The 22,812-nt window shown below is 67.1% G+C and carries 16 protein-coding genes; 7 read left to right on the forward strand and 9 right to left on the reverse strand.

Annotated elements, in window-relative coordinates; all coding sequences use genetic code 11:
- The first annotated feature begins 51 nt into the window (after nt 1-51).
- Nucleotides 52-1,272 carry a glycerophosphodiester phosphodiesterase family protein gene (locus tag AAF184_02540; GenBank protein MEO0421184.1) on the forward strand — a complete coding sequence of 407 codons (1,221 nt, stop codon included), beginning with the start codon at nt 52-54 and terminating at the stop codon, nt 1,270-1,272.
- 26 nt (nt 1,273-1,298) lie between these two features.
- On the opposite strand, the gene AAF184_02545 is transcribed toward AAF184_02540, so the two are convergent.
- Nucleotides 1,299-2,549, reverse strand: coding sequence for a hypothetical protein (locus AAF184_02545; GenBank protein ID MEO0421185.1), 1,251 nt, complete (start codon nt 2,547-2,549; stop codon nt 1,299-1,301).
- Between the two features lie 175 nt (nt 2,550-2,724).
- Here AAF184_02545 and AAF184_02550 point away from each other — a divergent pair, with 175 nt between their 5' ends.
- The 4 genes from AAF184_02550 to uppS all read left to right on the forward strand — a co-directional run bounded on the left by AAF184_02550 (nt 2,725) and on the right by uppS (nt 5,877).
- A complete protein-coding gene (locus AAF184_02550; protein MEO0421186.1) occupies nt 2,725-3,957 on the forward strand; it encodes an AAA family ATPase in 1,233 nt (410 codons plus the stop codon).
- A gap of 98 nt (nt 3,958-4,055) precedes the next feature.
- A complete protein-coding gene (locus AAF184_02555; GenBank protein MEO0421187.1) occupies nt 4,056-4,661 on the forward strand; it encodes a hypothetical protein in 606 nt (201 codons plus the stop codon).
- Entirely contained in the window at nt 4,654-5,061 is a 408-nt protein-coding gene (locus AAF184_02560; protein MEO0421188.1) for a transcriptional regulator, read from the forward strand. Before AAF184_02555 ends, AAF184_02560 begins: the two co-directional genes overlap by 8 nt.
- Before the next feature lie 39 nt (nt 5,062-5,100).
- A complete protein-coding gene (gene uppS / locus AAF184_02565; GenBank protein ID MEO0421189.1) occupies nt 5,101-5,877 on the forward strand; it encodes a polyprenyl diphosphate synthase in 777 nt (258 codons plus the stop codon).
- A 111-nt stretch (nt 5,878-5,988) separates the two neighbouring features.
- On the opposite strand, the gene AAF184_02570 is transcribed toward uppS, so the two are convergent.
- Nucleotides 5,989-9,069, reverse strand: coding sequence for a S8 family serine peptidase (locus AAF184_02570; GenBank protein ID MEO0421190.1), 3,081 nt, complete (start codon nt 9,067-9,069; stop codon nt 5,989-5,991).
- A 274-nt stretch (nt 9,070-9,343) separates the two neighbouring features.
- Between AAF184_02570 and AAF184_02575 the strand changes: the two genes are divergently transcribed.
- Nucleotides 9,344-11,323: a S9 family peptidase gene (locus AAF184_02575; protein MEO0421191.1), complete on the forward strand. Its 1,980-nt coding sequence runs from the start codon at nt 9,344-9,346 to the stop codon at nt 11,321-11,323.
- A gap of 18 nt (nt 11,324-11,341) precedes the next feature.
- Here the strand turns inward: AAF184_02575 and AAF184_02580 are convergent, their stop codons facing one another.
- From AAF184_02580 to AAF184_02610, 7 genes are all read right to left on the reverse strand, one after another.
- A complete protein-coding gene (locus tag AAF184_02580; GenBank protein MEO0421192.1) occupies nt 11,342-14,326 on the reverse strand; it encodes a diguanylate cyclase in 2,985 nt (994 codons plus the stop codon).
- A gap of 365 nt (nt 14,327-14,691) precedes the next feature.
- Nucleotides 14,692-17,436 carry a pitrilysin family protein gene (locus AAF184_02585; GenBank protein MEO0421193.1) on the reverse strand — a complete coding sequence of 915 codons (2,745 nt, stop codon included), beginning with the start codon at nt 17,434-17,436 and terminating at the stop codon, nt 14,692-14,694.
- Between the two features lie 96 nt (nt 17,437-17,532).
- Nucleotides 17,533-17,949: a hypothetical protein gene (locus tag AAF184_02590; protein MEO0421194.1), complete on the reverse strand. Its 417-nt coding sequence runs from the start codon at nt 17,947-17,949 to the stop codon at nt 17,533-17,535.
- A gap of 19 nt (nt 17,950-17,968) precedes the next feature.
- Nucleotides 17,969-19,192 (reverse strand): molybdopterin molybdotransferase MoeA, encoded by a 1,224-nt coding sequence (locus AAF184_02595; protein MEO0421195.1) that lies wholly within the window; start codon nt 19,190-19,192, stop codon nt 17,969-17,971.
- Nucleotides 19,193-19,260: 68 nt separating this feature from the next.
- The gene (locus tag AAF184_02600) at nt 19,261-20,217 is read right to left on the reverse strand and encodes a LytTR family DNA-binding domain-containing protein (GenBank protein MEO0421196.1); all 957 of its coding nucleotides are present in this window, start codon (nt 20,215-20,217) and stop codon (nt 19,261-19,263) included.
- Between the two features lie 237 nt (nt 20,218-20,454).
- Nucleotides 20,455-20,940, reverse strand: coding sequence for an EF-hand domain-containing protein (locus tag AAF184_02605; GenBank protein MEO0421197.1), 486 nt, complete (start codon nt 20,938-20,940; stop codon nt 20,455-20,457).
- Nucleotides 20,941-21,153: 213 nt separating this feature from the next.
- Nucleotides 21,154-21,651, reverse strand: coding sequence for a plastocyanin/azurin family copper-binding protein (locus AAF184_02610; protein MEO0421198.1), 498 nt, complete (start codon nt 21,649-21,651; stop codon nt 21,154-21,156).
- A gap of 411 nt (nt 21,652-22,062) precedes the next feature.
- Between AAF184_02610 and AAF184_02615 the strand changes: the two genes are divergently transcribed.
- Nucleotides 22,063-22,809, forward strand: a complete 747-nt coding sequence (locus AAF184_02615; GenBank protein ID MEO0421199.1) for a response regulator — start codon at nt 22,063-22,065, stop codon at nt 22,807-22,809.
- Nucleotides 22,810-22,812: the final 3 nt, after the last annotated feature.

A 22,812-nucleotide genomic window follows, 5' to 3' on the forward strand; every position in this document is an offset into this window, starting at 1 on the left:
GGTGAGTCATCGTCGGCCCCATCCATTCGCCGCCACGGTGCAGGAAGAGGGATGCCCAACATCATGTCCAGCACACCACCGCCAGCGTCGCCTTCGCCGACCCCACAGGCGATGATCATTGCCCACCGCGGAGCAAGCGCGCGGGCCCCGGAGCACACGCTGGCGGCCTATCGCGAGGCGATTCGCGCAGGCGCCGACTTCATCGAGCCCGATCTGGTGCTCACGCGCGATGGCGTGCTGGTGGCACGCCATGAGAACAGCCTCGACGACACGACCAACGTGGCTGAGCTCGCGCACTTCGCGAACCGCCGAACGACCAAGCGCGTGGACGGCGAGGCGCGCACCGACTGGTTCGCCGAAGACTTCACCCTGGCCGAGCTGCGCACCCTGCGCGCGCGCGAGCGCCTGCCCGAGCTTCGCCCTCAGAACGACGCTCGCTTCCCCGCCGAGACCATTCCCACCCTGGCTGAAATCATCGCCCTCGTGCGCGAGCTCGAAGGGGCGGACAGGGCGGTTGGAATCTACCCGGAGACCAAGCACCCCACCTATTTCTCCCATGAGGGGCACCACCTCGACGGCACCGCGATTGCACAGTCCATCAGCCAGATGCTCATCGATACGCTGAAGGCGGAGGACTTCGTCGACCCGGCTCGCGTCTACATCCAGTCCTTCGAAATCGAGAATCTGCTGCAGCTCGCCCATCGCATCATGCCAACGGCGGGGGTCAAGCTGCCGCTGGTGCAACTGCTCGGCGATCTGGGCAACGCGCCCGAGCCCCCCGCCCTCGCGTTTGCGCACCCCTGGGACACGGTCTACCACGCCCGCGCGGGCCACGATCCCGGCGAGGTGTACGGTGCATTGGCCGCCGCTGTGGGGATGCAACGCGGGGAGGCGCTCACCTACGCATCGATGGTGTCCTGTGACGCCCTGTCTGCCTTGGGCGATAGCTACGCGGATGCACTCGGACCGTGGCTTACGGCCCTGTTGCCGAGGGAGACTGCGGGACCCGGGTCACCGCTGCCGCGGTTGACCGGCGAGGTGCATCCGTTGCTCGCCGCCGCCAAGGGCCTGGGCCTCGCCGTACACGCCTACACGCTGCGTCCCGAGGCGCCCTTCCGCGTGCTGGGCGAGCACGGCGACGTGCTGAGTGCGGAGCGGGAGTTAGCAATCTTGTTGACGCACGGGGTGGATGGCGTCTTCGCGGATGATCCGGGCCCCGCTGTCCTCTCGCGTCGAGGGTTCGCAGACGACGGCGGGCCAACCACGCCCTAACATGACAGGACACTAGCGCCACCGCCTCACCAGCGCATGGCCACCTTGATGTCCATGCGCTGATCGTGATCGCGGGGCCGGTCGGGGGTGCTGGAGACCGATCCCTGCCATTGCATGACGAGCGACGGCGCCGCGCGCGGCATGCGCTCGACGAGCCAACGCGAGAGATCCACGCCCAGGTGGAGCCGGTCGGTGCGCCCGACGGCCGGTGGGGCGTACAGGGGGGCAGCTGCGCTTGAGCTGCTCCAGCGGGCGAAGGCGGTGCCGCCGTTCAACTCGCGCGCGATGGAGGCGTTGGCCGCCCACTGCAAGGCGGAGTCCGTTGCGCGCAGGGTTGGATCAGTCGCCGCGGCACCCTGCTGGTGGCGCAGCGATGCCTGCGCGGCCGTGCGCCAGGCGCCGAGCCTGCGTTGATGTTGCCATTGGAATCGATAGGTGTGCGTGGCGCGTGGCGCGCCGATGGGGCGGGCGGCGAGCTGCTCGAGACGAATCGTATCGCTGCCGACGGTATCTTCGCGACGGTAGCTGAGCTCGAGGGCGGACGCCGCGCCGTCGCTCCCGACGCCCTCGCCAGCGGACGCTGGCAGCTTGCAGCCCTTGGCCCGCAAGCGCACGGATCTCCCCTCGGCGCCGGGCTTGAGGGTCATCGACGCCGAGGTGTCACAGCGCAGCCCCGTGGCGCCGTCGACCTGGTCCGCGCGAGGCGCGCGCATGTGCAACTCGATATCCGCGCGGGGCGATTGCCAGCGCAACTCCGTGCTTTCCTCGCCCTGCAGGCGCACGCCGTGGACGGTCCAGCGCTGCTGCGTCGTCAGGCGATGCTCGAGCACGGCGGGATGGCCGCCTATCGTGGCCAGGCGCAGGCCCCAGCGCTGCTCGCGCTGCTCCGCCGCGAGGGTGTGCAGGCGTGCCGCCTCGTCGGCCGGGGCGCGGAGGATGTCGCCGGTGTCGAAGGCGTATCGCAACTCGTAGCGCAGTCGCCCGTCGAGGCCCGTGAGGTTCAGTTGGCTGGCAAACAGCGGGGTCGTGCCGTTGGCGGCCCCGGCGGGCGCTTGGCCGGTCACGGTCAGATCGAGTTCGCCGAGCGTGTGGCGATGGGATTCGGCGAGTTCCAGGCGCAGGCACGACGACGCGCCCGCGGGGACGGCGCAGCTTTGGGCGTGAGCGAAGGGAGGCGCGAGGGCCACGATCCCGATCGCAAGCAGGCCGCCAAGCCTTAGATGTCCAGCCATCGTGAGCGCGCGAGTCGGGTGGCTGCGGCGCGTGTGCCAGATCATCCCTGCCGTTCTCCGAAGCGAGGTGTTTGCGAGCTTCGAGTTAACTACTCCCCGTGGCCGGGAGTCGTGATGGTCGTCACATCGTGTGGTCGTGATTCGGCCGCTCAACCGGCTTGCGGCGCTGCTATGCGCCAGGCACTGTTCGGGGAAGGCGGCCGGGGATGGAGCGAGGCGGATGGATAGGGAAGAGCACGCGCGAGAGGATGGCCTCAGCACCCTCGCCGTGGCCAACTATCGCTCCCTGCGTGAGTTGATCGCGCCCTTGGGCGGGCTGAACGTGGTCTGTGGCCCCAACGGCAGCGGTAAGTCCAATCTCTATCGCGCCCTGCGCCTGCTGGCCGCCGCGGCGAGCGATGGTCCCGTAGCCCCGCTCGCGCGTGAAGGTGGCCTGTCTTCCGTGCTGTGGGCCGGGCCGGAAACCGTCGGCGCCCGCATGCGCCGCGGCGAAGTGCCCGTGCAGGGGCAACCACGCCAGCACGTGGTGCGCCTTCGCCTGGGATTCGGCGGTGAGGACTTCGGCTACGCGATCGGTCTGGGCTTGCCCGAATCCACCCCACAGGTGGTGCTGGCCGACGGCAGCCGACGCACGTCGCATTTCGGCCGGGATCCTCTGATCAAGCACGAGTGCATCTGGGCGGGGCCCGCCTGGCGTCCCGCCTCGACCTTGCTCGAACGGCGCGGTCCGATGGTGCGTGTTCGCCGCGGCCGCGAGTGGCACGTGGTGACCCAGCACATGAGCGGCTTCGACAGCGTGCTCACGCACCTCGCCGATCCTGACCAGGCGCCCGAAGTACTCACCCTGCGAGAGCGCATGCGTGCGTGGCGCTTTTACGATCACCTTCGCACCGACGCCGATGCCCCCGCGCGCCAGCCCCAGGTGGGCACGCGCACCACGGCGCTGGACGACGAGGGCCGCCACCTCGCCGCCGCCTTGGAGACGATTCGCGAGATCGGTGATGTCGCGGCCCTGGACGACGCCATCGACTACGCGTTCCCCGGAGCAGCGGTGGACGTGCAGGCGAGCGAGGCGGGTTGGCTGTCCGTGCGCCTCAACCAGCCGGGGCTGCTGCGCCCCCTCGACGCGAGCGAGCTGTCCGACGGCACGCTGCGCTACCTGCTACTGGTAGCGGCGCTGCTCACGCCACGACCGCCGCCCCTGATGGTGCTGAACGAGCCGGAAACGAGTCTGCACCCGGACCTATTGCCTGCCTTAGCCAGACTGATCACCACCGCATCGGCGCGCACTCAGGTGTGGGTGGTCTCCCACGCCTCGCGTCTGATCGCCGCGCTGGAAGCCGCGCCGCACTGCCAGACCTTGCAGCTCGAGCGCGAGCTGGGTGAGACGGCGGTGTGCGGTCAGTCGATGCTCGATCAGCCGACCTGGCGCTGGCCCGAAGGGCGCAAGTAGAGCTGGTCATCATCCGTGACGATGACCAGCTCGCACTTTATGGCGAAAAGTACTCTGTAGCATTGACCCCAGGTAGGCGTTTCGATAGGGTCGCGACCATGGCTACCCCTCAGACTCAAGCCCCGACGGCGTTGCGCAGCGCGGCTGAAGTCAATCTGCGCTACATCCGCGCCACCATGGCGTCGGGCGGTGCCTTCACCTCCGTGTCCGGAGCGGCGACGGTCTTCGCTGGGGTGATGGCGTGCGTGGCGGGTATCCTGACCCTCAGCATGGCCTCGCTCGCCGACTGGTGGCCGTTCATCTGGCTCGCTGCTGCCGCTATCGCCGGTCCGGCGGGCATCTTCATGATGATGCGCAAGGCGGCACGCAATGGCGCGAGCATGGTGGCGCAGGGGGTAGGGCGACGCTTCCTGTTCGCGCTGCTGCCCGGCTTTTTGGCCTGTGGCACTTTGTCGATCGCGATGCTCTCGCGCGGACAGCTGACGCTGGTGGCGGCGACTTGGTTGTTGGGCTATGGCGCCAGCGTATGTGCCGCCGGCGCCGTGTCCGTGCGTGCGGTCCGCGTGCTCGGACTGCTGTGCCTCGCCTGTGGCCTGCCGTGCGTCGTGCTGGAGGTGCCTCAACAGCAGTATTGGCTAATCGCCGGCTTCGGCCTGTCGCACATCGCTGTCGGCGCGTACATCTGGAGGGAGCACGGTGGCTGAGTCGAGCAAGCGTAGCGCCACGCGGAGATCGCCCGCAGAGGGAGAGGCGGGCGAGCGCAAGCGTGCAGCGCTCGATGCGGTGAGCAGCAGCATCGGCAAGGGGCCGGACAGCGATCACGACCGGCTGATCTACGAGCGTATTCGCCTCGGTATCGTCAGCGCGCTGGCAGTGCACGATATGCTGACGTTCTCCGAGTTGAAGCAACTGTTTGGTCTCACGGACGGCAATCTCGCCGGCCATGCGCGCAAGCTGGAACAGGCGGGCTACGTCTCCTGTCGCAAGGTGTTCGAGGGGCGCAGTCCGCGCAGCGAATACCGTCTGCTGGCGAAGGGCCGGCGGGCCCTCGAGCGCTACCTCGAGCACATGGAGTCACTGATCGCCGCGACCCGGCATAGCTGACCCCTTTCATTGCCTATTCACTCTGTAGTGCAAAGTACTATGCGGAAAACACCGGCGCACGTCGCCATCATCATGGACGGCAACGGTCGCTGGGCCACCCGCCGAGGTCTGCCGCGAAGCGCCGGACACCGCCGGGGAGCCAAGGCCGTGCGCCGCATCGTCGAGTGTGCGGTCGAGCGGCAGGTGGCGGAACTCACCCTGTTCGCGTTCTCCAGTGACAACTGGCAGCGACCCCTCGGCGAGACGACCGTGCTCATGGCCCTGTTTCAGGAGTACCTGCGGCAGGAAGTGCGTACCTGCCTCGAGCAGGGGATCGCCCTCGAGGTGATCGGTCGACGCGATCGCCTGGGCAGGGCCTTGCGCGGCGCCATCGATGCGGCGGAGGCGGCCACCGCGGAGGGTGACCGTATGCGGCTGCGGATCGCCGTGGACTACTCCAGCCGCGAGAGCGTCGAGCGCCTGGCGAGCGGCGGCGCGGTGGCCAACCGCCCGTCGATCCCCGGGCGACCGCCGTCGGAGAAATCCCATGACGCATCTCACCTACGCGATCGCCTCGCCGCTCTCGTGCACGCCAGGCAGCCGATCAGCGATGTCGATCTGCTGATCCGCAGCGGCGGTGAGCGTCGTTTGAGTGACTTTCTCCTGCTCGAGTGCGCCTACGCCGAGCTGCACTTCACCGACGTCCTGTGGCCGGATTTCACCGCACAAGACTTCGCCGACGCCATCGAGGCCTTCGCCCTGCGCAATCGGCGCTTTGGTCGCTTGGGCGACGCGCCCGCCACCGCCAAGGCTTCGAGGGTCCACCGCGCCCGCTGACCCTCGACCTGCTGCCGGCCGGGTGAAAAAAAGGGGCGAACCGCAAGCGGCTCGCCCCTTTGGTAACCGATGCCGGAACCTCGGGCTCCGACACCGGCCTATCGCTTCAGGCTACTCGGTCGCTTCCAGCAGCACCGCTGCCGTACGACGCGACGCCGCGCCCGGCAGTGCCCGCACCCCGTCGGTCATCAGCATGACGCCGATTTCCTGCGAGTTTTCGGGCAGTTTGCCGAAGTCGCTGATCTCCACCAGGCCCTGCGTGCGACCGGGGATGTCCTCGACGGCGCCGACGTACTGCTCACCGGCCGGCGTGATGGTGATGCCATCGATCGTGTCGGTGACGCCGGTGCCGAAGTAGAAGTCGATTGCTTCGAAGCGAGCGTCCACCGGCGTGACGCCGATGTCCTCCGCCGTGAGGCCCACCTGCTCACCGCAGATGAGCAGCTGCACGTTGCCGCTGTTCATCGAGTGCACGGTGAAGAAGAACGCTGACTGGGCGCCGGTGGCGAGATCTTCCACGAAGGTCGCCTGGTTGCTGTTGGAGACGGCGGGATCGAGATCCTGGTTGAAGATGGCGAAGTCGTCGATGCCATCACGGTTCGTATCCAGCACCACCTGGTAGCGCACGGGGAACAGGTGCGTGGCGGTCTCCCAAGCGTTCACCCCGAAGGCCCATGTGAAGCCAGCGGCACAGGTGGACTCGAAGGTGGCCACACCGACTGCGCGCAGGTCGGGCACCGGGCTCTGGGCACCCGCGTCGCCCTCCGGCAGGTCGTCGCTCGTGCCCAGGAGGGAGAACGTGTCGATCTGCGCGGTACCGAAGGCGAAGTTGGTCAGACCCACCGTAGCGCCCTCGCCGCCGGTGCTGAACTCGAAGCTGTCGGGGATGGTGTGGGCCACCTTCAGCGGCAGCACGTGCCAGGGCACGGTGAGCTCGTGGTCTTCGGCGGTGAGCACCAGGTAACCGTCGATCTCCTGAGTGGTCAAGGGACCGGGATCGTTACCTGCCAGTCCTGAGTCCATGGCGTTGTCCGGCAGGTTGGCCGGCGTGATGCTCAAGGTCACAGGCACAGTCGCCGTGCTGCCCGGGGCCACGGTGATGGTCTCGGCCACTTCCACGGCAGCGGCGCCGGAGGCGGCATCCTCTTCGTAGCGGAAGGTGGGCGTGACCGTGTAGCTCAAGGGCTCGTCGGAGATGTTCTTCACCGCGAGGTTGCGCACGCGGGTGGCCGTGGTACGCCCGGCGCGCACGACGCCGAAGCTCAGACCACCGCCGGCTTCGTCATCGGCGTCGTAGGCGACCGCCGGGAGGGCGAAGGAGCTGTCGACGCGAACCTCACCGCCGCCGATACGCGAGATCGGAGCGAGCAGGGAGAAGGTGTCATCGTTCTGGATGTCGGTCTCCGCACCGTTGATCAGCGCCTGCTTCAGATCCAGTGGGCTGGAGCCGGGGCTGGCCTGCAGGAGAAGAGCGGCGGAGCCGGCGACCATCGGTGCGGCGCCTGAGGTGCCACCGAACACGCGGCGAGCGGTGCCGGTACCCGTGGCCACGGAGACGTTGGCACCCGGTGCGCCGATCTCCGGCTTGATGCGGTTATCGAAGCCCGAGGGACCACGCGAGGAAGAGGCCACCACGCTGCCGACCAGCGAGCGCACGTTGGCCGGGTCGAAGGTGACCACCGTGTCGCTGCCGCGCAGGGGATCGCCCGAGGTCTGGCCGATCATGAAGCCCGGGATGAGCGGTTCCGGCGTGTTGTCGCCGAAGCCACCGGGGAAGGGGGCGTCCGGCGTGTTCTGGGCGATGATGCCGAGGATGCCGCCGGCCTGTTCGATGTTGAAGATCTTCTCGGAGAAGAAGCAGACACCGCGGTCGACCATCACGATCTGCCCGTCGAGGGAGCCCGGCGGGAAGGGGTTGGACTCGGTGGGGTTATCCGGGTCGAGGCTGCAGCCGTCGAGGGCACCGCCCTCGCCGTCGCCGTACTGGACCACGCCGGAGATCACTTCCGTGAGTTCGCCGGACCAGGTCTGGAAGGACGCATCTACGTTGCCGAAGTCCTCGATCTCCGCCTGCTGGAAGCCGGCCGAGGGGACCTGGGTCTGGGCGACGGACAGGGCCGTGGCGGCTGCTGCCGGGGTGCCCGTGATGTAGGGATTGTCCGCGCTGTTACCTGCGGATGCGACGGTGAGCACGCCCGCTGCCGTAGCACTGTCGACGGCGGCCGAGAGGTCGTCATCGAAGGGCTGGCCGTAGTTGGCGCCGAGGGACATGTTGATGATGTCCACGCGGTCGTCCATGTTGCCATCGCCGTTAGGATCGAGGGCGTACTCCATGCCCTGGATCAGGGCCGTGCCGCTGCAGGAGGAGGACACGGCGGAGCAGACCTTCACGGCGTAGAGATCCACGCCAGGTGCCACCCCGATGTTGCCGCCGATGATGTCGGCCACGCTGCTGCCGTGACCTTCGAAGTCGATGGGATCGTCGTCCTGGATCAGGTCGCCGTTCGGCCACACTTCACCCACGAAGTCGAAACCCTCCACCACGCGGTCGGTGGGGAAGAGGCCGTCGCGCGAGGTGTTGCGCGAATCGGAAGTGTCGGTGCCGTAGGCCGCCTCGTAGGCTTCCAAGGTGCCTTCGCCGCCGAGGTCGGCGTGGGTGTAGTCGATGCCGCTATCGAAGACGGCGACCTTGATGCCAGCGCCATCGAAGCCGAGCTCCTGTACGGCCGAGGCGCCGATGTAGGGCACGGTGTCTTCGAGCTGGTTGGTGTAGATGCCGGTGCGGCGCACGCTGAGGACCCGACGATCCTCACGCAGCGACCTGGCCTCGCTCTCGCTCATGTTGACCAGAAAGCCGTTGGTGGCCAGGCGAAGCTCGCTGATGACGCGGCCACGCAGCTTCGCCAGGCGATCGCGGCGGAAGCTCGCGTGCTCGGCGTCGATGTTCGCGAGGGCGCCGCCGCGTGCGGCTGGTGCGGCCCTTAGGCGAACAAGGTAGTCGGCTCGCTCGGCGGGAGCCGCGGGAGCTGCCCGGCGCACGGGCGTGGTGAGGCGTGCAGCTTCGACCCCCTTGTGGCTGGGTCGGGTGGTGATATCAGCAGCGTTCGCCGACGCGGCGAGGGCCGTGACGCTCGCTGTTAGGCCAACGCGTGCGAGCGCGCCTAGCGCAGTCCCCTTCTTGGTCTTCGGCATGGTATCCATCCTGTGAATAGCTGTCCGTGATGCGTTCGGCCGGGTGCGCAGGCGGTGCCTGCCCGGCCTTCGGAGCGATATGCAAAATACAGGATGGGCAGGTAGCCACAAGGGACTCTTATGTCGTAACCCTCAAGGCGCGATGCACGCTGATCCGTCGGCAAGCAATGCCGCGCAGCGCCGACGTTAGCAAGCGCTCGGCGTCTCGCAGTGCATCATGGCTCAGACTCTTCTATGGTGCAGACGGGCACACACCCCGACATGGAGGAAGCGGATGACCACCAGAGATCTTCTCGCGACGATCAGGCACGCGAGCGCGCCGACGCGGCGGGCTTTCCTAGGCGCTCTGTTGCTTGGGGTGATCCTGCCGCCGCTCTCCGCGCAGGCGCAGAGCGATTGGCCATGGCCGGAGGATGTGCCCAGCGCGTCCAGCGAAACGCCTGCCCTGGCGGGGGGGCGGCCGGATATCGTGCGCTACCTGATGGCACGCGGCGCCAGTGGCGAGCTGTCGCCGGACGGGCGTCAGCTCGCCTACGTGACGGGCGTCACCGGCGAGCCTCAGCTGTGGATTGTGCCCGTGGACGGCGGATTCCCGCGCCAACTCACCTTCGGCCGCGGGGTGCGCAGCTTCCGCTGGGTGCCCGATGGCTCGGCCATCGTCTACGGGGCTGACCGGGACGGTAACGAACGTCAGGGCTACACGCGCATCAGCGCCGACGGTTTGCGCGAGACAGAGGTGCTACCCGCCTCGGAGGCCTTCGTCGTGTTCGGCAGCTTCGCGAGCGACGATGAGCACTTCACCTACGCCACGACGGCCCGCAACGGCGTGGACTTCGACATCCACGTCGCCAGTCTCTCGAGCGATGAAGACCGTCAGGTGTTCGAGGGCAGCTTCGGTTTCTTCGCCAACGCCTGGCAGCCGAACGGTGACACCGTGATCGTCACGGAGACCCGCGGCGAGGATGCCGACGATGTCTACCTCTTGAATGCCAGTAGCGGCGCGATCTCGCCGCTGTTCAAGCCGGAAATCGCCGCCGACTACAGCCGCTTCGTGTGGGACGCGGACGGCGCTGGCTTCTACCTGCTCACCAATCAGGATCGCGAGTACTCGGCGCTGGCCTACTTCGAGCTCGCGACCGAGTCGCTCCGCCTGTTGGAGACACCGCAGGCAGACGTTGAGACCCTCGCCGTCTTTGGCGATGGCCGCTACGTCGCGTGGGGCATCAACGATGGCGGCTACAGTCGCCTGCAGGTGCGCGATCTGCGCACGGGGCGCACCCTGCACGCGCCGGGAGTGCTGCCGCGGGGCGTCTACAACCTCAGTGGAGCGCACCACGCCCCGCGACTGATGGTGCAGGTGACAGGCCCACGAACACCGGGCGACCTCTGGGTGTGGGACGTGGCGGCGGGCGAGACCCATGCGGTGGTGCCCGCATCCACCGCAGGCCTGGATCGCGCCGCGATGGTGGAACCCCAGTCGCTCTACTTCGAGGCACGAGACGGCGTGCGCCTGAACGGCTTGCTCTATCTACCTAACGAAATAGACGGGCAAGGCCCTAGGCCACCGGTGGTCATGATGGTCCATGGTGGGCCGACGGGGCAGGCACGCCCGAGTTTCCGGGCCGTCACCCAGTACCTGGTGGCCCGGGGTGTGGCGGTGTTCGACCTCAACTTCCGTGGCTCGACGGGCTTCGGTAAGCGCTTTGCCCGCCTGGACAATCAGCGCCAACGGCCGAACGCCGTGCGCGATATGGCCGATGCGGTCGGGTTCCTGCGCGCAGACGGGCGAGTGGACGCCGAGCGCGTCGCCCTGATGGGGGGCTCCTACGGGGGCTATCTCACGAACGCCGGTCTCGGTGAGTTCCCGGATCTGTTTGCGGCCGGCGTGTCCTTCGTCGGGGTATCCGACTGGGTGCGTGCGTTGGAGGAGGCATCGCCGGCGCTCAAGGCCAGTGACCGTATCGAATACGGCGACATCAACGACCCCGACGACCGCGAGTTCTTCCGTAGCATCTCGCCCATCAACAATGTCGATCGCATCAAGTCGCCGGTGCTGGTGATCCACGGGGCCAACGACCCACGTGACCCGGTTACCGAGTCAGACCGCTTCGTGCAGGCCATCCGCGACAACCTGGGGCAGGCGCAGTACCTGCGCTTTGCTGATGAGGGCCACAGCATCTCGCGCCTGGGCAATCGGGTGACCGCCTACACGCAGGTGGCGCAGTTCCTGGAGCGCCACCTGGGCGTGGATTGATCGGCTGGCGGCGAGGCGTCAGGCCGTCTGGCGCTTCGGGTCGCGATCGAAGACCACGCGGTCGCGGCCTTGGCGCTTGGCCAGGTAGAGGGCCTCGTCGGCGCGCTTGATCAGTTCTTCCGGATGGTCGACATGACCAGGTTCCGCCGTGGCGAAGCCGCCGCTCGCGGTGACCACGCCGATCGCATCCGGCCGCCCTGGGTGCGGTAAGGCGAGGGCTCGGATGCCGACCAGCAGACGCTCGGCCACCACTCGGGCTTGCTCGCCACTGGTGTCGGGGAGCAGGACGATGAACTCCTCGCCCCCGTAGCGCGCGACGAAGTCGTGGTGGCGTACGTGTTCCGCCAAGGCGCCCGCCACGGCCCTCAGGCAATCGTCACCCTCTAGGTGCCCGGCGCTGTCGTTGTACTGCTTGAAGTAGTCGATATCGAGCATCATCACGCTCAAGGGCAGGCGATGGCGCACCGTGCGTGCCCACTCTTCGCGCAGACGTTCCTCGAAGTGTCGCCGGTTGGCCACCTGGGTGAGGGGGTCGCGACGGGACATCTGCTCCACCGTCTCGAGCGCTGATCGCAGCTCTGAGGTGCGTTGGTCGACCAGCCGTTGCAGGGAGCGCTGGCGGCGGCGCTGATCGCTCAAAGCGATGCGGTAGCCAAGGAAGAGTAGCGCTGGCAGCAGCACCAACAGCAATCCCTGGAACCAGCGGCTCTGGTGCCACGTCGGCTCCACGTAGAGCGCTAGCGGCGTGCTGGTCGCTTCCATGAAACCATCGATACGATCCTCCCAGGTGGCTTGCACCTCGAAGGTGCGGGCGCGCGGTGGTAGGGACGTGAAGAAAGCCGTTCGTCTCACGCCAGCGTTCTGCCAACGGTTGCTGCCACTGTGGAGTCGATAGCGAAACCGCATCTGATCCGCATCGTTCAAGCGCGGCACCGTATAGTCGATTTCCACGCCGCGGGCGCCGGCGGGAATCCGGATCGGGTCTGTCAGGGGGATAGGTCGATCGTCCGCACGTACCGCTTCGATGACGACAGACAGGTGAGTGTCCGGTGTTCGTAGCTGCGAGGGTTCCACCACGGTGGCGCCACGATTGGTGGCGATCCACACCCGCCCGTCGCTGGCGCGCAACATAGGGGGCTGGAACCCGCCAAAGACCTTTGGGCTGCGCAGGCCGTCGGACTCTCGGAAGCGTCGCTGATAGGACACATGGGTTTGCTCGCTGCGGGCCACAGCATCCAGTTCGGCGCGATCAATCCGCGAGATCCCCGCCCGACCTGCGAGCCAGAGATTGCCCTCTAGATCCTCGGTGATGGCCATGACCGAGCGAGCACTCACACCGTGCTCGGGCTTGAACTGGAAAAGCGTGTCGCCGTCCAGGCGGCTGAGTCCGCCGTTGCGGTTGCCGATCCAGACGATGCCGCGGTCGTCGACGTAGGTGGCACCGATCACCTCGTTGTCGAGGCCGCTGTCCACATCCAGCACACGGGTAACCTCGATCGAATCGGGAGCCAGAAACGCGATGCCCTCCTCCGTGGATAGGAGTAGTTGACCGGCACCTCGCTGCGCGATGTGTCGGACGAAGTTGGTTGGAAGACCATCGTCGATCGTCAGCGTATGGGTGATCTCTTGCGCGCGGAGGCGATTGACTCCGGCGGGAGTACCGATCCATACGACATCGTCAAGGTCGCGAAAGACGACCGCAATCTGGTTTGATGCGAGGCCATCGTCCGCGTTGATGATGTCCTCGACGGTGCCCTCTCGCATGATCGCGATACCGCCGCCGAAGGTGCCCACCCACAGGGTGCCATCATCGTCCATCCAGAGCGCGGAGACGCTGTTCGCGGGGAGCCCTTGTTCGGTCGTGAAGTGGGCGATGTCGCCATTCGGCGCGATTCGGTATAGCCCCTTGCCTTCCGTGCCAACCCATACCGCTTTGGTCTTTGGGTTCTCGGCGAGCACGAAGGTGCTGTTGGCAAGGCCTTCCGGCGCACCCCACGGCGTGAAGTCCCCGTCGCGAAACTGAAATAAGCCGACTGTGGTTGCTGCCCATAGCGCGCCATCACGATCAACGCTTATGCCAAACGGGTGGGGGTTATCGAAACTGTTCGTTCGTATAAGGCGCCCATCTGGATAGCTGCGCAAGCCACCTTGATTTATTCCTAGCCACAGCGTGTTATCGAGGTCTCGAGTCGCGCTCAGCACCACGGCGTCGTCGGGGATGCCGCCGCGAGGCAGCGGCGTGACCCCCTCACTTGGGTCGACCGAATAGAGACCGCCCGCGTAGGTGCCCACGAAGACGCCGAGGTCCGGGTCGTCGTGGGTAAAGAAGATCTGTGCGCTGTTGAGACCGTCGTCCGTATCGAACACGGTAATCTGCTCATCCCGGAACAGGGTCAAGCCTGCATCCAATGAGCCCACCCATACATCGCCCTGCTCACTCACGGAGATCCGGGCGGCTCGCCCCTCGGCGACGCCGTCCTCGGGCGTCCAGCACTGGAAAACCGCCTCGGACTGCCGCATGCGGCAAACGCCCGACGTGGTGCCAGCCCAGACGTTGTCCTCGCCATCGACGCGTACGCTGAAGACGACTGGGCTTACCAGTCCCTGGCTCTCGTCGAAGCGTTCGAAGCGACCGTTCCGACGCCGCAGAACACCACCCCCGTAGGTGCCCACCCACAAGGTGCCATCGCTGGCCTCGTCGAGGCTACGTACGTCGTTGCTGCGAAAGGCCTCCACCGCTTCGCCATTGAACAGGTGGAAGTCCAGGCCATCGAAGCGCAGGAGGCCTATGTCGGTGGCGATCCACAGGTATCCATCGCCGTCCTGGTGCACCTCCCAGACGGTCTCCGAGGGCAGGCCGTTGCGCGAGTTCCAATGACGCTCAATCCACTGGCTGCTCTGCAGATCGCGATCGAGGCCCATGGCGGGCATCGCACACAGCGTGGCGGCCGCCAGAAGCAGCGAGATCGGCCCGAAGCGGGCGTGCGTAGGGCGCGATTGCATGGCGTTCAAGCGTGGGGTCCGGAGATGCGCTCCGCGCAAGTATGCCTCTGCGGTGGGTTGCGCCCGGCGCAACAGTTCACGCTGGCGCAAGGGCGCGCCGTCAAAGTGCGGTGTGGATCACGCAGTTCTCGGCCCGGGGGCGACGACTGCCGGTCGAAGGGGCGTCGCTGCCATTCAGCGCTCAGAGTGAGGTTTGGGCCTGCGCCTTGACGAGCATTGGGGGCTCGCTGCGGCAGAGACCGTGGGTAGCTGAGCCAATGTCGATCGAACCAGCGACGGCTTGGCTGGAGGGTCGCGAACGCTGGACAGACGCGCAAGCCCCCGCGGCGCGGCCATGAGCCACGCCGCGGGTCTGGGCGATCCGCCTAGAGGTCAGATACCTCGAGCACCTCAACGGGGCCGAGCGCCAAGGCCTCTACCTGCTCCTGGATAGCACTGAGATCACCCACGATGACCCAGGTGATCGGCTTGTCCTTGAGCACGCGCTGAGCCTGCTCCCGCACGGCCTGCGTCTCCAGCGCCTGGTAGCGGGGCACCAGGGTGCGCACGTAGTCGTCCGGGCGCCCGTAGCGCGCGTTCGACAGCATGGCGCCGAGCACGGCGCCGGCCGTCTCGAACTGCCCGGGTAAGGACCGAACGGCGTTGTTCACCACCCGGGCAACCTCTTCCTCGGTGGTCGGGCGTTCGCCCGTGTACTCGGCCACCTCACGCTGCATCTCGGCGATCGCATCGCCGGTGCGGTCACTCTGCACGGGCGCGTAGAGCAGCCAGGGGCGCTGGCCGCGCGCGTCGTAGAGGATCGAGTAGGCGCCGTAGGCCCAACCCTTGTCCTCGCGCAGGTTCATGTTGATGCGCGCCGTGAACTGCCCGCCCAGGGCGTCGTTCATGGTTTCGATCGCCATGTTCGCGGGGTCGCCCTTGGGCGGTGCCAGGTGGCCCGCCAGGATCAGGGTTTGGGGCGCTGCCGGGCGGTTGATCAGGAACACGCGAGAGCCTTCCTGATCGGGTACCTGCGCCACCACCTTCTCCGGCGGACTGTCGATCGTGTCCTTCCACTTGCCGAAGTGCTTCTCGAGCAGCGGCACGATGCGCTCGAGGTCCGTATCGCCGGCGACGTAGATGGTGGCGTTCGAGGGGCGGATCCACTGGCGGTGGAACTCGGCCAGGTCCTCCCGCGTGAGCGAGGTGATGGAGGCCTCCGTGCCGGAGCCCGTGAAGGGAATGGCGTAGGCGTGGCCCTCGCCGTACAGCAGCGGCGGCAGGGCGCGCAGGGCGAGGCCCACGGGCTGCACCTTCTCCTGGCCGATGGTGGCGAGCCAACGACGGCGCAGGCGTTCGATCTCCGCCTCGGCGAAGAGCGGATTGCGCACTACATCGGCGAACAGCTCCAGCGACGGATCCAGCTTATCGACGAGGGCGGACAGGCTGGCCGTGGAGACGTCGAGGTTGGAGCCCGCGCTGATGCTGGCGCCCAGGCGCTCGGCGGTGGCGCTGATCTCCAACGCCGTACGGTCAGCCGTGCCCTCATCCAGCATGGCGAGGGCGAAGCTCGACGTGCCGAGCTTGCGCCCGACGTCGGCGGCGTAGCCCGCATCGAACTGAACGGCCACGTTGACCACGGGCACCGTCGAGCGCCTGGCCAGGGCCACTTCGATGCCGTTCGAGAGCGTGGCGCGCTCGATGGTCGGGAAGCTCAGGTTCGCCTCGCCCGAGGGCTCCGGCAGACTCGAGCGATCGACGCCGGCGCTGGTGGCGCTGGGATCGCCGTACGGGCTCACCACGAGCTGGTAGTAGCCCTGCGAGAGCCAGTCGTTGGCGATCGCCTTCACTTCCTTGGACGTCGCCTCGTTGAGGCGTGCCAGGCGCACTGCGTAGTCGGCGGGGTTGCCGGCGTAGAGTTCGCCACGGGCCAAGGTGGTGGCCTTGCCGCCGAAGCCGCCGACCTGCTCGAGGCCGCGCACCACGCCCGCTTCGATCGACGTGCGGGCACGCTCGATCTCATCGTTGGTGGGGCCGGTCTTCAGGAACTCGGCGATGGTGGCGTCGAGGATCTCGATCGCTTGGTCGAGATCCGCGTCGGGGTTGAGGGTCACCTCGATGTCGAAGTTACCGGCGATCTCGAGCTCGCTCATGGTGGCGGAGACGCTGGTGGCGAGCTGCGTGTCGTACACCAGGGCCTTGTAAAGGCGTGAGTTCTTGCCGCTGCCGAGGGCGGCCGCCGCGAGGTCCAGGCGCTGGACTTGGGGGTTGTTGGTGGCAGGCGCCGGCCAGGAGCGGTAGAGGCGCGTCTGGGGCACGCGATCCTGCATGGTCTCGTAGACGTTGGCGTCGAGGCGCGGCACCCACTCGCGACGGCGATGCAAGGGCGGTCCCGGCGGGATGTCGCCGAAGTATTTCTCGATCAGGGGCTTCGCCGTCGCCGCGTCGATGTCGCCGGCCAGCACCAGCACGGCGTTGTTAGGTCCGTAGCGCGTCTTGAACCACTCCTTCACATCGTCCAGGGAGGCGTTGTTCAGATCCTCCATGGAGCCGATCGGCGACCAGCGGTAGGGGTGACCTTCCGGGAAGATGCCTTCGAGCATCTTGTAGTTAACGAGGCCGTAAGGCTGATTGTCACCCTGGCGCTTCTCGTTCTTCACCACGTCGCGCTGCTCGTCGAGCTTCTCCTGGGTGATGGCGCCGAGTAGGTGGCCCATGCGGTCGGACTCGAGGAACAGGGCCAGTTCGAGCGCCGGTGTGGGCACGGTCTCGAAGTAGTTCGTGCGGTCGAAGTAGGTGGTGCCGTTCAACTGGGTGGCGCCGACGTCTTCGAGGGGGCGGAAGAACTCGTCGTCGTAGTTTTCCGTGCCGTTGAACATGAGGTGCTCGAAGAGGTGAGCGAATCCGCTCTTGCCCTGCGGCTCGTCCTTGCTGCCCACGTGATACCAGATGCTCACGGCCACGATCGGCGCCTTGCGATCCTCGTGCACGATCACTCGCAGGCCGTTGTCGAGCACAAACTTCTCGTAGGGGATGTCGATGTCGGCGGCGCTGACGTTGCTGGTGACGGTCAGGGCGAGCGCGAGGGCCGCGAGGCGGGCCAGCCAGCTGGGCCGGGGGGCGTTGCTCATCCGGGGGTTCTCCACGACGTGAGATGGAAGGGACTGCGAACCCTACTAGATGCTGCAGATCGGTGCAGCGTCGCAGGCGCTTCGCGGACGCCTGCATCACGAATCGTTGTTGCGTGAAGGTGATCGGATGGCCACGCAAGCCATGCCATCGGAAGAATTGCCGCTCGGGCCGACGTGTCTTGCATAGCGTGCGCTATGCGGCGGCGAGAGGCGGTCCTGGTTCTCGAGGCACAGCTGGGCGACCGTCCACTGGGCGGACGGTTGATCGAGGGTGACCACGTCGTTTAGCAGCGGGTCCAGCCACGGATCGATCCAGCTCGGGTGGGTGCGGATCACGCGCTTGAGGGCGTTCGATACGCGCAGGCGCACCCACTCATCATCGCTGGCGTAGCAGGCGAACAGCGCCTTCAGCTTGCGTTTGTCCGCCAGCACCGCCTCGGCCACCTCTACTGTACGTCCCAGCGAGTTGCGCTTGCCTTCGGCGAGTGCTGCCTCGAAGTCTGATCCCTTCATCGGCGTCGTTGGGCGCTGCTCACCAGCGCCAGAGATCGGCCACGAACCCGGCGGGAAAAGTGCTCTCGCCGGCGGGTAGCTGCACGAAGCCCGGGCTGCCGGCCAGGGAGGCGAAATCACCTGAGGTATTCGTTGGGTGCGGTAGGGCCAGGGCGACGCCGTCCTGTTCTCGGTGCGTTAGGCGCACCGGCAGGTGGTAGTAGAGGTTGGGCTTGAAGGTCACGGCCTCCGCCAGCTGCACCCACTCGGGGGCGGGTGCGGGGAGTCCCATGGCGTGGTCCAGCGCCGGGAGCACGTAGCGGGTGAGGCAGACCAGGCTCGATACGGGGTTGCCCGGTAAGGCGAACACGCAGACGCCGCGCCCCGGGTGGACGCCGAACCACATGGGGCGGCCGGGCCGTTGCTGGATCTTGTGGAACACCCGTTCCACCCCGAGCTTGTCCATGATCTTCGGCAGATGGTCGAACTTCCCCATGGACACGCCCCCGGTCAGCACCAACGCGTCCTGCCGTTCGAGGTGTCGCGCGATGGCGCGCTCGAGCAGGGCGGGGTCGTCCGCGAGCGCTTCCACCTCGAGATGGCGATGGCCGCGGGCGCGCAGGGCTGCGCTGATCGCGAAGTCGTTCGAGCGCCGGATCTGGTGATCTTCGATCGGCGCGCCAGGCGGGATCAGCTCATCGCCCGTGGGCAGCACGGCGATGCGCGGGCGCCTCGACACCTGCACGGTGGCGAGCCCGCTGGAGGCGAGCACGGCCAGCTCCGGCGCCCCCAGGGCAATGCCGGGGCCGAGCAGGGTGCTGGCCCGCAGATAGTCCGATCCTTGCGGATGGATGAACTCGTGCCGCACGGGATTGGCATCGTCCGCGAGCTGTAGGTGAACGATGCCGTCGGCCGCCTCCTCTCGAATGATCCGCTCCACGGGCACCACGCAGTCGGTGCCGAGGGGAAGGGGGGTGCCGGTCATCACTTCGACGCAGGTGCTGGGATCGGTCACCTGCATCGCGGCCGCGCCCGCCGCTTGGGTGCCGAGGGAACGCAAGCGCGTGGTGCCTGCGGCGTAGGCGTCGTAGCGCAGGGCGATGCCATCCATCGTCACCCGGTCGAAGGGGGGCTGATCGCGTTCGGCGGTGACGGGCTCTCGCAGCACCTCGCCCGCGGCCCGCTCCAGCGGTACCGCTTCAGCGGGCAGCTCGGGGATGGTGTCCAGGATGCGCTGATGGGCTTGCTTTGGTTGGAGGAGCATGGGTGGGCTACGTCGGGTGGGAACGGGAGCCAAGCCTAGCAGAAGCCCTGGAGATCCCCGTGCATCGCCTAGCCGGTCTCGCGCGCGCTCATCGCCACGCCATCGCCGCTCTGCCCGTACCACTGCGCCACCTCGCTCTGCTTGCGACGGCTCACGGGCACGCGCAGGTCTGTGGACATCAGGCACTCCCAGGCGGCGCCGCGTCGCAGGATGCGGCGCACGTGGGCGTGGGCGACCCAGTGGGAGCGATGCACGAGCAAGCCCTGATCGCCGAGTTCCGTCGCCGCATCGCGCAGGGTGCCGAGGAGCATGCATTTGCCGAGCGTGGTGTGCACGTGCAGGTAGTGCATGTCCGATGAGATGGCCACCACGTCATCACCGAGGGCCCGGGGCAGGCGCGCGAGCACGCCGCGGGGTGCGCGGCGCTCCGAGGGTTGGTGAGGCGCAAGGTCGGGGTGGGGAGCGGGCGGGGGGCCCGATTCATGCGCCGATGGCGATTTGTTCGGTTCCGGGAGGATCGGCGGCGAAGGGGCGCTGGGGGCTGGGTCGGCGGTCGCGGCCTGCTCCTTGCGCAGCAGTAGCGGCAGATTGACGGCGAACCAGGCGCCCACGAACATCGGCGCCACCTCGATGAACTCGGCGATTACCGCTTGCAGTGCTCCGCCCGCGGCGTAGTGGTCCAACCAGTCGTCCGGCGCTGCCACGAGTTCGGCTGGCGTGAGCAACTCGAGCAGCCAGTACACCGGCGCCAGCAGGGCGGCGCCGGTCAGCCCCGTCAGCAGCAGCGCGATCGCCAGCGGCAGGCGGTGGACGGCGGACGGGCGGAGCAGTGCGCTGGCCAGCACGATGCTGCCGAGGCCTGCACCGATGTGCACGCTCCAGAACCCGAGCCGGGCCAGAAACGGATATCCCGAGGTTGCTTCGGGCTTGACGAACACGAACAGCGCGACGAGCACGATGCCCACAGCCGGCAACGCCCTGGACAGCGGTGCCACGCCGAGCACGGTGGCGTTGCTCAAGGCCATGGTCAGTTCCTCGCGGCGCGATCTCGGCAATCGCGCGCTCGATAGGTGAGCGCAGAGCCTAATGGTATTGAGCAGGTGGGTGGTAAGCCGGAGCGTCGAAGTCTTCGCCGGAGGTCGGTCGCCTGCACGAACGGTCGTGGGAGGCGACAGGTTCTGGGTGTCCAGCGGTAAGGACGGCGCATCGCCGGGGCGATGCGCCGTCCGTCCGTGCGAGCCCTGGGCCCGCCGCGCCGCAGATTACTGGTACTCGGACCGTTCTTGCTTGCGTCCACCCCGCCCGTGGCCCGGGTGGAGCTGGTGTACCTCGGTAGCATCGATCTGCCCGTCGCCGTTGCTGTCCGCGCGATCGAAGTGCGGCGTGGGGCCGCTCTCGAACTCGAGCTGACTTACCAGGCGATCGCCGTCCTGGTCGAACTCCGCCAGCATCCGCTCGTGACGGTGCTGGGCGTGATCGCGGCCGCGCAGGCGTTCGGGGATGTCGAGTTCGCTGAAGTAGCCGTCGCCGTCGCGGTCGAGCATGGCGAAGTGGTCGGCCCGCGCCGCCACGAATTCCTCGCGGCTGATGAGGCCATCGTCGTTGGTGTCGACCTGCGCCAGGCGCTCCGCCGGGTCGGGACGCTCCCCCCGGGCCGAGCCTGGGTCGGCTGAGGTCACGTTGCTCGAAAGCGCCAGGGCGATGCCGAGCAGCAGCGGCGTGGAGAGAGACTTCGTAAGGTGGATCATCTTGTGCTCCTGATCAGTTCGTTGAACCATCAGCGAGGGCTGTCCTTCAACCCTGCCTGGAGCATTACGATGCCTCACGCACCTTGCACAGGAATAAGCCGTTTGTGAGCGCGTGCGGCGCCGGGCGGCGCGGCTGTTACAAAGGGCTCACAGTAGATCGAGAGGGAGCAGGCGCGGGCGACCGACGATCACCCGCGCCAGGGGAGCGGTGCCTCAGAGCAGGCCCTTGGACTCCATGTCGACGCGCAGCTTCTTCAGGAGGCCCTTGGCCGGCTTAGAGCTGGGATCGGTTTCGATGGCAGCGGTGTAGGCATCGATGATCGCGTTGGGGTCATCCGGCTTGCCGACCACGATGACGCCGCCCATGCGCGCGCCCCAGTGCGGCGTGCACTTGTAGACCACGATGCCCACAGTATCGAACTTGATCGCCGGCAGCTGACCCATCTCCGTCAGGACTTTTTCCTGACCTTCGGGGACCATGATGTCGATGGTCTCGATGTTGTGACCGATCATGTTGGTCCAGGTCACCGTGTCGCCGGGCTCGATGTAGAGGAACATCGGGCTGAACTTCACGCCCTGAGCGGCGACCGTGTGGGTGGTGCCCCCGGTCGTGCTCTCGTGGTGCTCGGCGCTGGCGGTGGAAAAGATGCCGAAGGTGGCCATGCACAGGGCGGCGAGCAGGGAAACCGTTGTGGTTGTTTTCGTCTTCACAAACAAACTCCGAAACGATGGATGGAATGCAGTTTCGCGTGCCCCACGTGATGAGAGTGGGTGGCACAGCCAGGGAAGACGGTCGGTCGCGCGGCATTCAGCCAGCATCGATGGTGCTCCCCCCCGGGTGCCCAACGCATAACGGTGAGGCAGGGTACCTACGATAATTCTCTCGTTTCAACACCCTGGCCGTCGGAAGCGCGTGAAATTAGATGCTCGGTTGCGCCGAAGCGGCATCTGGGTCACGCCCCTTGGCCGTCCACGAGTCTGACCTGCGCCGCGGCCCTCAGTTCGGGCCTGTCACGTTGTTTCACGTATTCCAAGGGCGGTTGAGCCACCTCATCGCCCTGTAATGAAGGCGTTACAATCGGCCGATCCGTGGCTTACATGGATCTGTTGAACTGTGCCCCTATGAGTGCCAGCCCGTCTTCCGAACCCCACATCGCCCTGGTAGAGGACGATCAGGAGATCCGCGACCTGCTGCAGGACTACCTGCTCAAGCAGGGACTGCGCGTCACCGCCTGTCGCGACGGGGCTGACCTCGACAGGCTGCTGGCCGATACGTCGATCGACCTCGTGGTCCTCGACATCATGATGCCGGGCGAGGATGGGCTTTCCATATGTCGTCGCTTGAGCGCCGCGGGGACCGTGCCCGTGATCCTCCTGTCGGGGCGGGGCGAGGACGTCGATCGCATCGTGGGCCTCGAAGTGGGGGCTGACGATTACCTGCCAAAGCCCTGCAACCCGCGCGAGCTGATGGCGCGAATCGGCGCGGTCCTGCGTCGCCACGCACGACTGGCCGAGCCCGTTGAGGCCGCTCCCACGACCGAGCCTGCCCACGAGCGCTACCGCTTCGCCGAGTGGACCATCGATCTGGATGAGCGCACGCTCATCGACCCCGCAGGTGCCGTCGTCGTGCTGTCGCAGGGCGAGTTCGATCTGCTGAGTGCCTTCGTGCGTCATCCGCGCCGGATGCTCTCCCGCGACCAACTCCTGGACTGGACCCGAGCCGACCACGCGGCCCCCGTGGACCGGGCGATCGACGTGCAGCTCTCGCGCCTTAGAAGAAAATTAGGCGACAAGCCTCGCGATCCCCAGCTGATCAAAACCGTCCGCGGCGGTGGCTACCTGCTCGCCGTCGACGTGCATCGCGAATAGTCC

Source organism: Pseudomonadota bacterium, assembly GCA_039815145.1.
GTDB lineage: Bacteria > Pseudomonadota > Gammaproteobacteria > Steroidobacterales > JBCBZW01 > JBCBZW01.

Excerpts from the sequence above, each read along its gene's own strand:
- AAF184_02605 (MEO0421197.1), bottom strand. The coding sequence starts at position 20,940 with ATGATCCACCTTACGAAGTCTCTCTCCACGCCGCTGCTGCTCGGCATC.
- AAF184_02615 (MEO0421199.1), top strand. The coding sequence starts at position 22,063 with ATGAGTGCCAGCCCGTCTTCCGAACCCCACATCGCCCTGGTAGAGGAC.
- AAF184_02545 (MEO0421185.1), bottom strand. The coding sequence starts at position 2,549 with ATGATCTGGCACACGCGCCGCAGCCACCCGACTCGCGCGCTCACGATG.
- uppS (MEO0421189.1), top strand. The coding sequence starts at position 5,101 with ATGCGGAAAACACCGGCGCACGTCGCCATCATCATGGACGGCAACGGT.
- AAF184_02570 (MEO0421190.1), bottom strand. The coding sequence starts at position 9,069 with ATGCCGAAGACCAAGAAGGGGACTGCGCTAGGCGCGCTCGCACGCGTT.
- AAF184_02600 (MEO0421196.1), bottom strand. The coding sequence starts at position 20,217 with ATGGCCTTGAGCAACGCCACCGTGCTCGGCGTGGCACCGCTGTCCAGG.
- AAF184_02590 (MEO0421194.1), bottom strand. The coding sequence starts at position 17,949 with ATGAAGGGATCAGACTTCGAGGCAGCACTCGCCGAAGGCAAGCGCAAC.
- AAF184_02595 (MEO0421195.1), bottom strand. The coding sequence starts at position 19,192 with ATGCTCCTCCAACCAAAGCAAGCCCATCAGCGCATCCTGGACACCATC.
- AAF184_02540 (MEO0421184.1), top strand. The coding sequence starts at position 52 with ATGCCCAACATCATGTCCAGCACACCACCGCCAGCGTCGCCTTCGCCG.
- AAF184_02580 (MEO0421192.1), bottom strand. The coding sequence starts at position 14,326 with ATGCAATCGCGCCCTACGCACGCCCGCTTCGGGCCGATCTCGCTGCTT.
- AAF184_02550 (MEO0421186.1), top strand. The coding sequence starts at position 2,725 with ATGGATAGGGAAGAGCACGCGCGAGAGGATGGCCTCAGCACCCTCGCC.
- AAF184_02575 (MEO0421191.1), top strand. The coding sequence starts at position 9,344 with ATGACCACCAGAGATCTTCTCGCGACGATCAGGCACGCGAGCGCGCCG.
- AAF184_02585 (MEO0421193.1), bottom strand. The coding sequence starts at position 17,436 with ATGAGCAACGCCCCCCGGCCCAGCTGGCTGGCCCGCCTCGCGGCCCTC.
- AAF184_02555 (MEO0421187.1), top strand. The coding sequence starts at position 4,056 with ATGGCTACCCCTCAGACTCAAGCCCCGACGGCGTTGCGCAGCGCGGCT.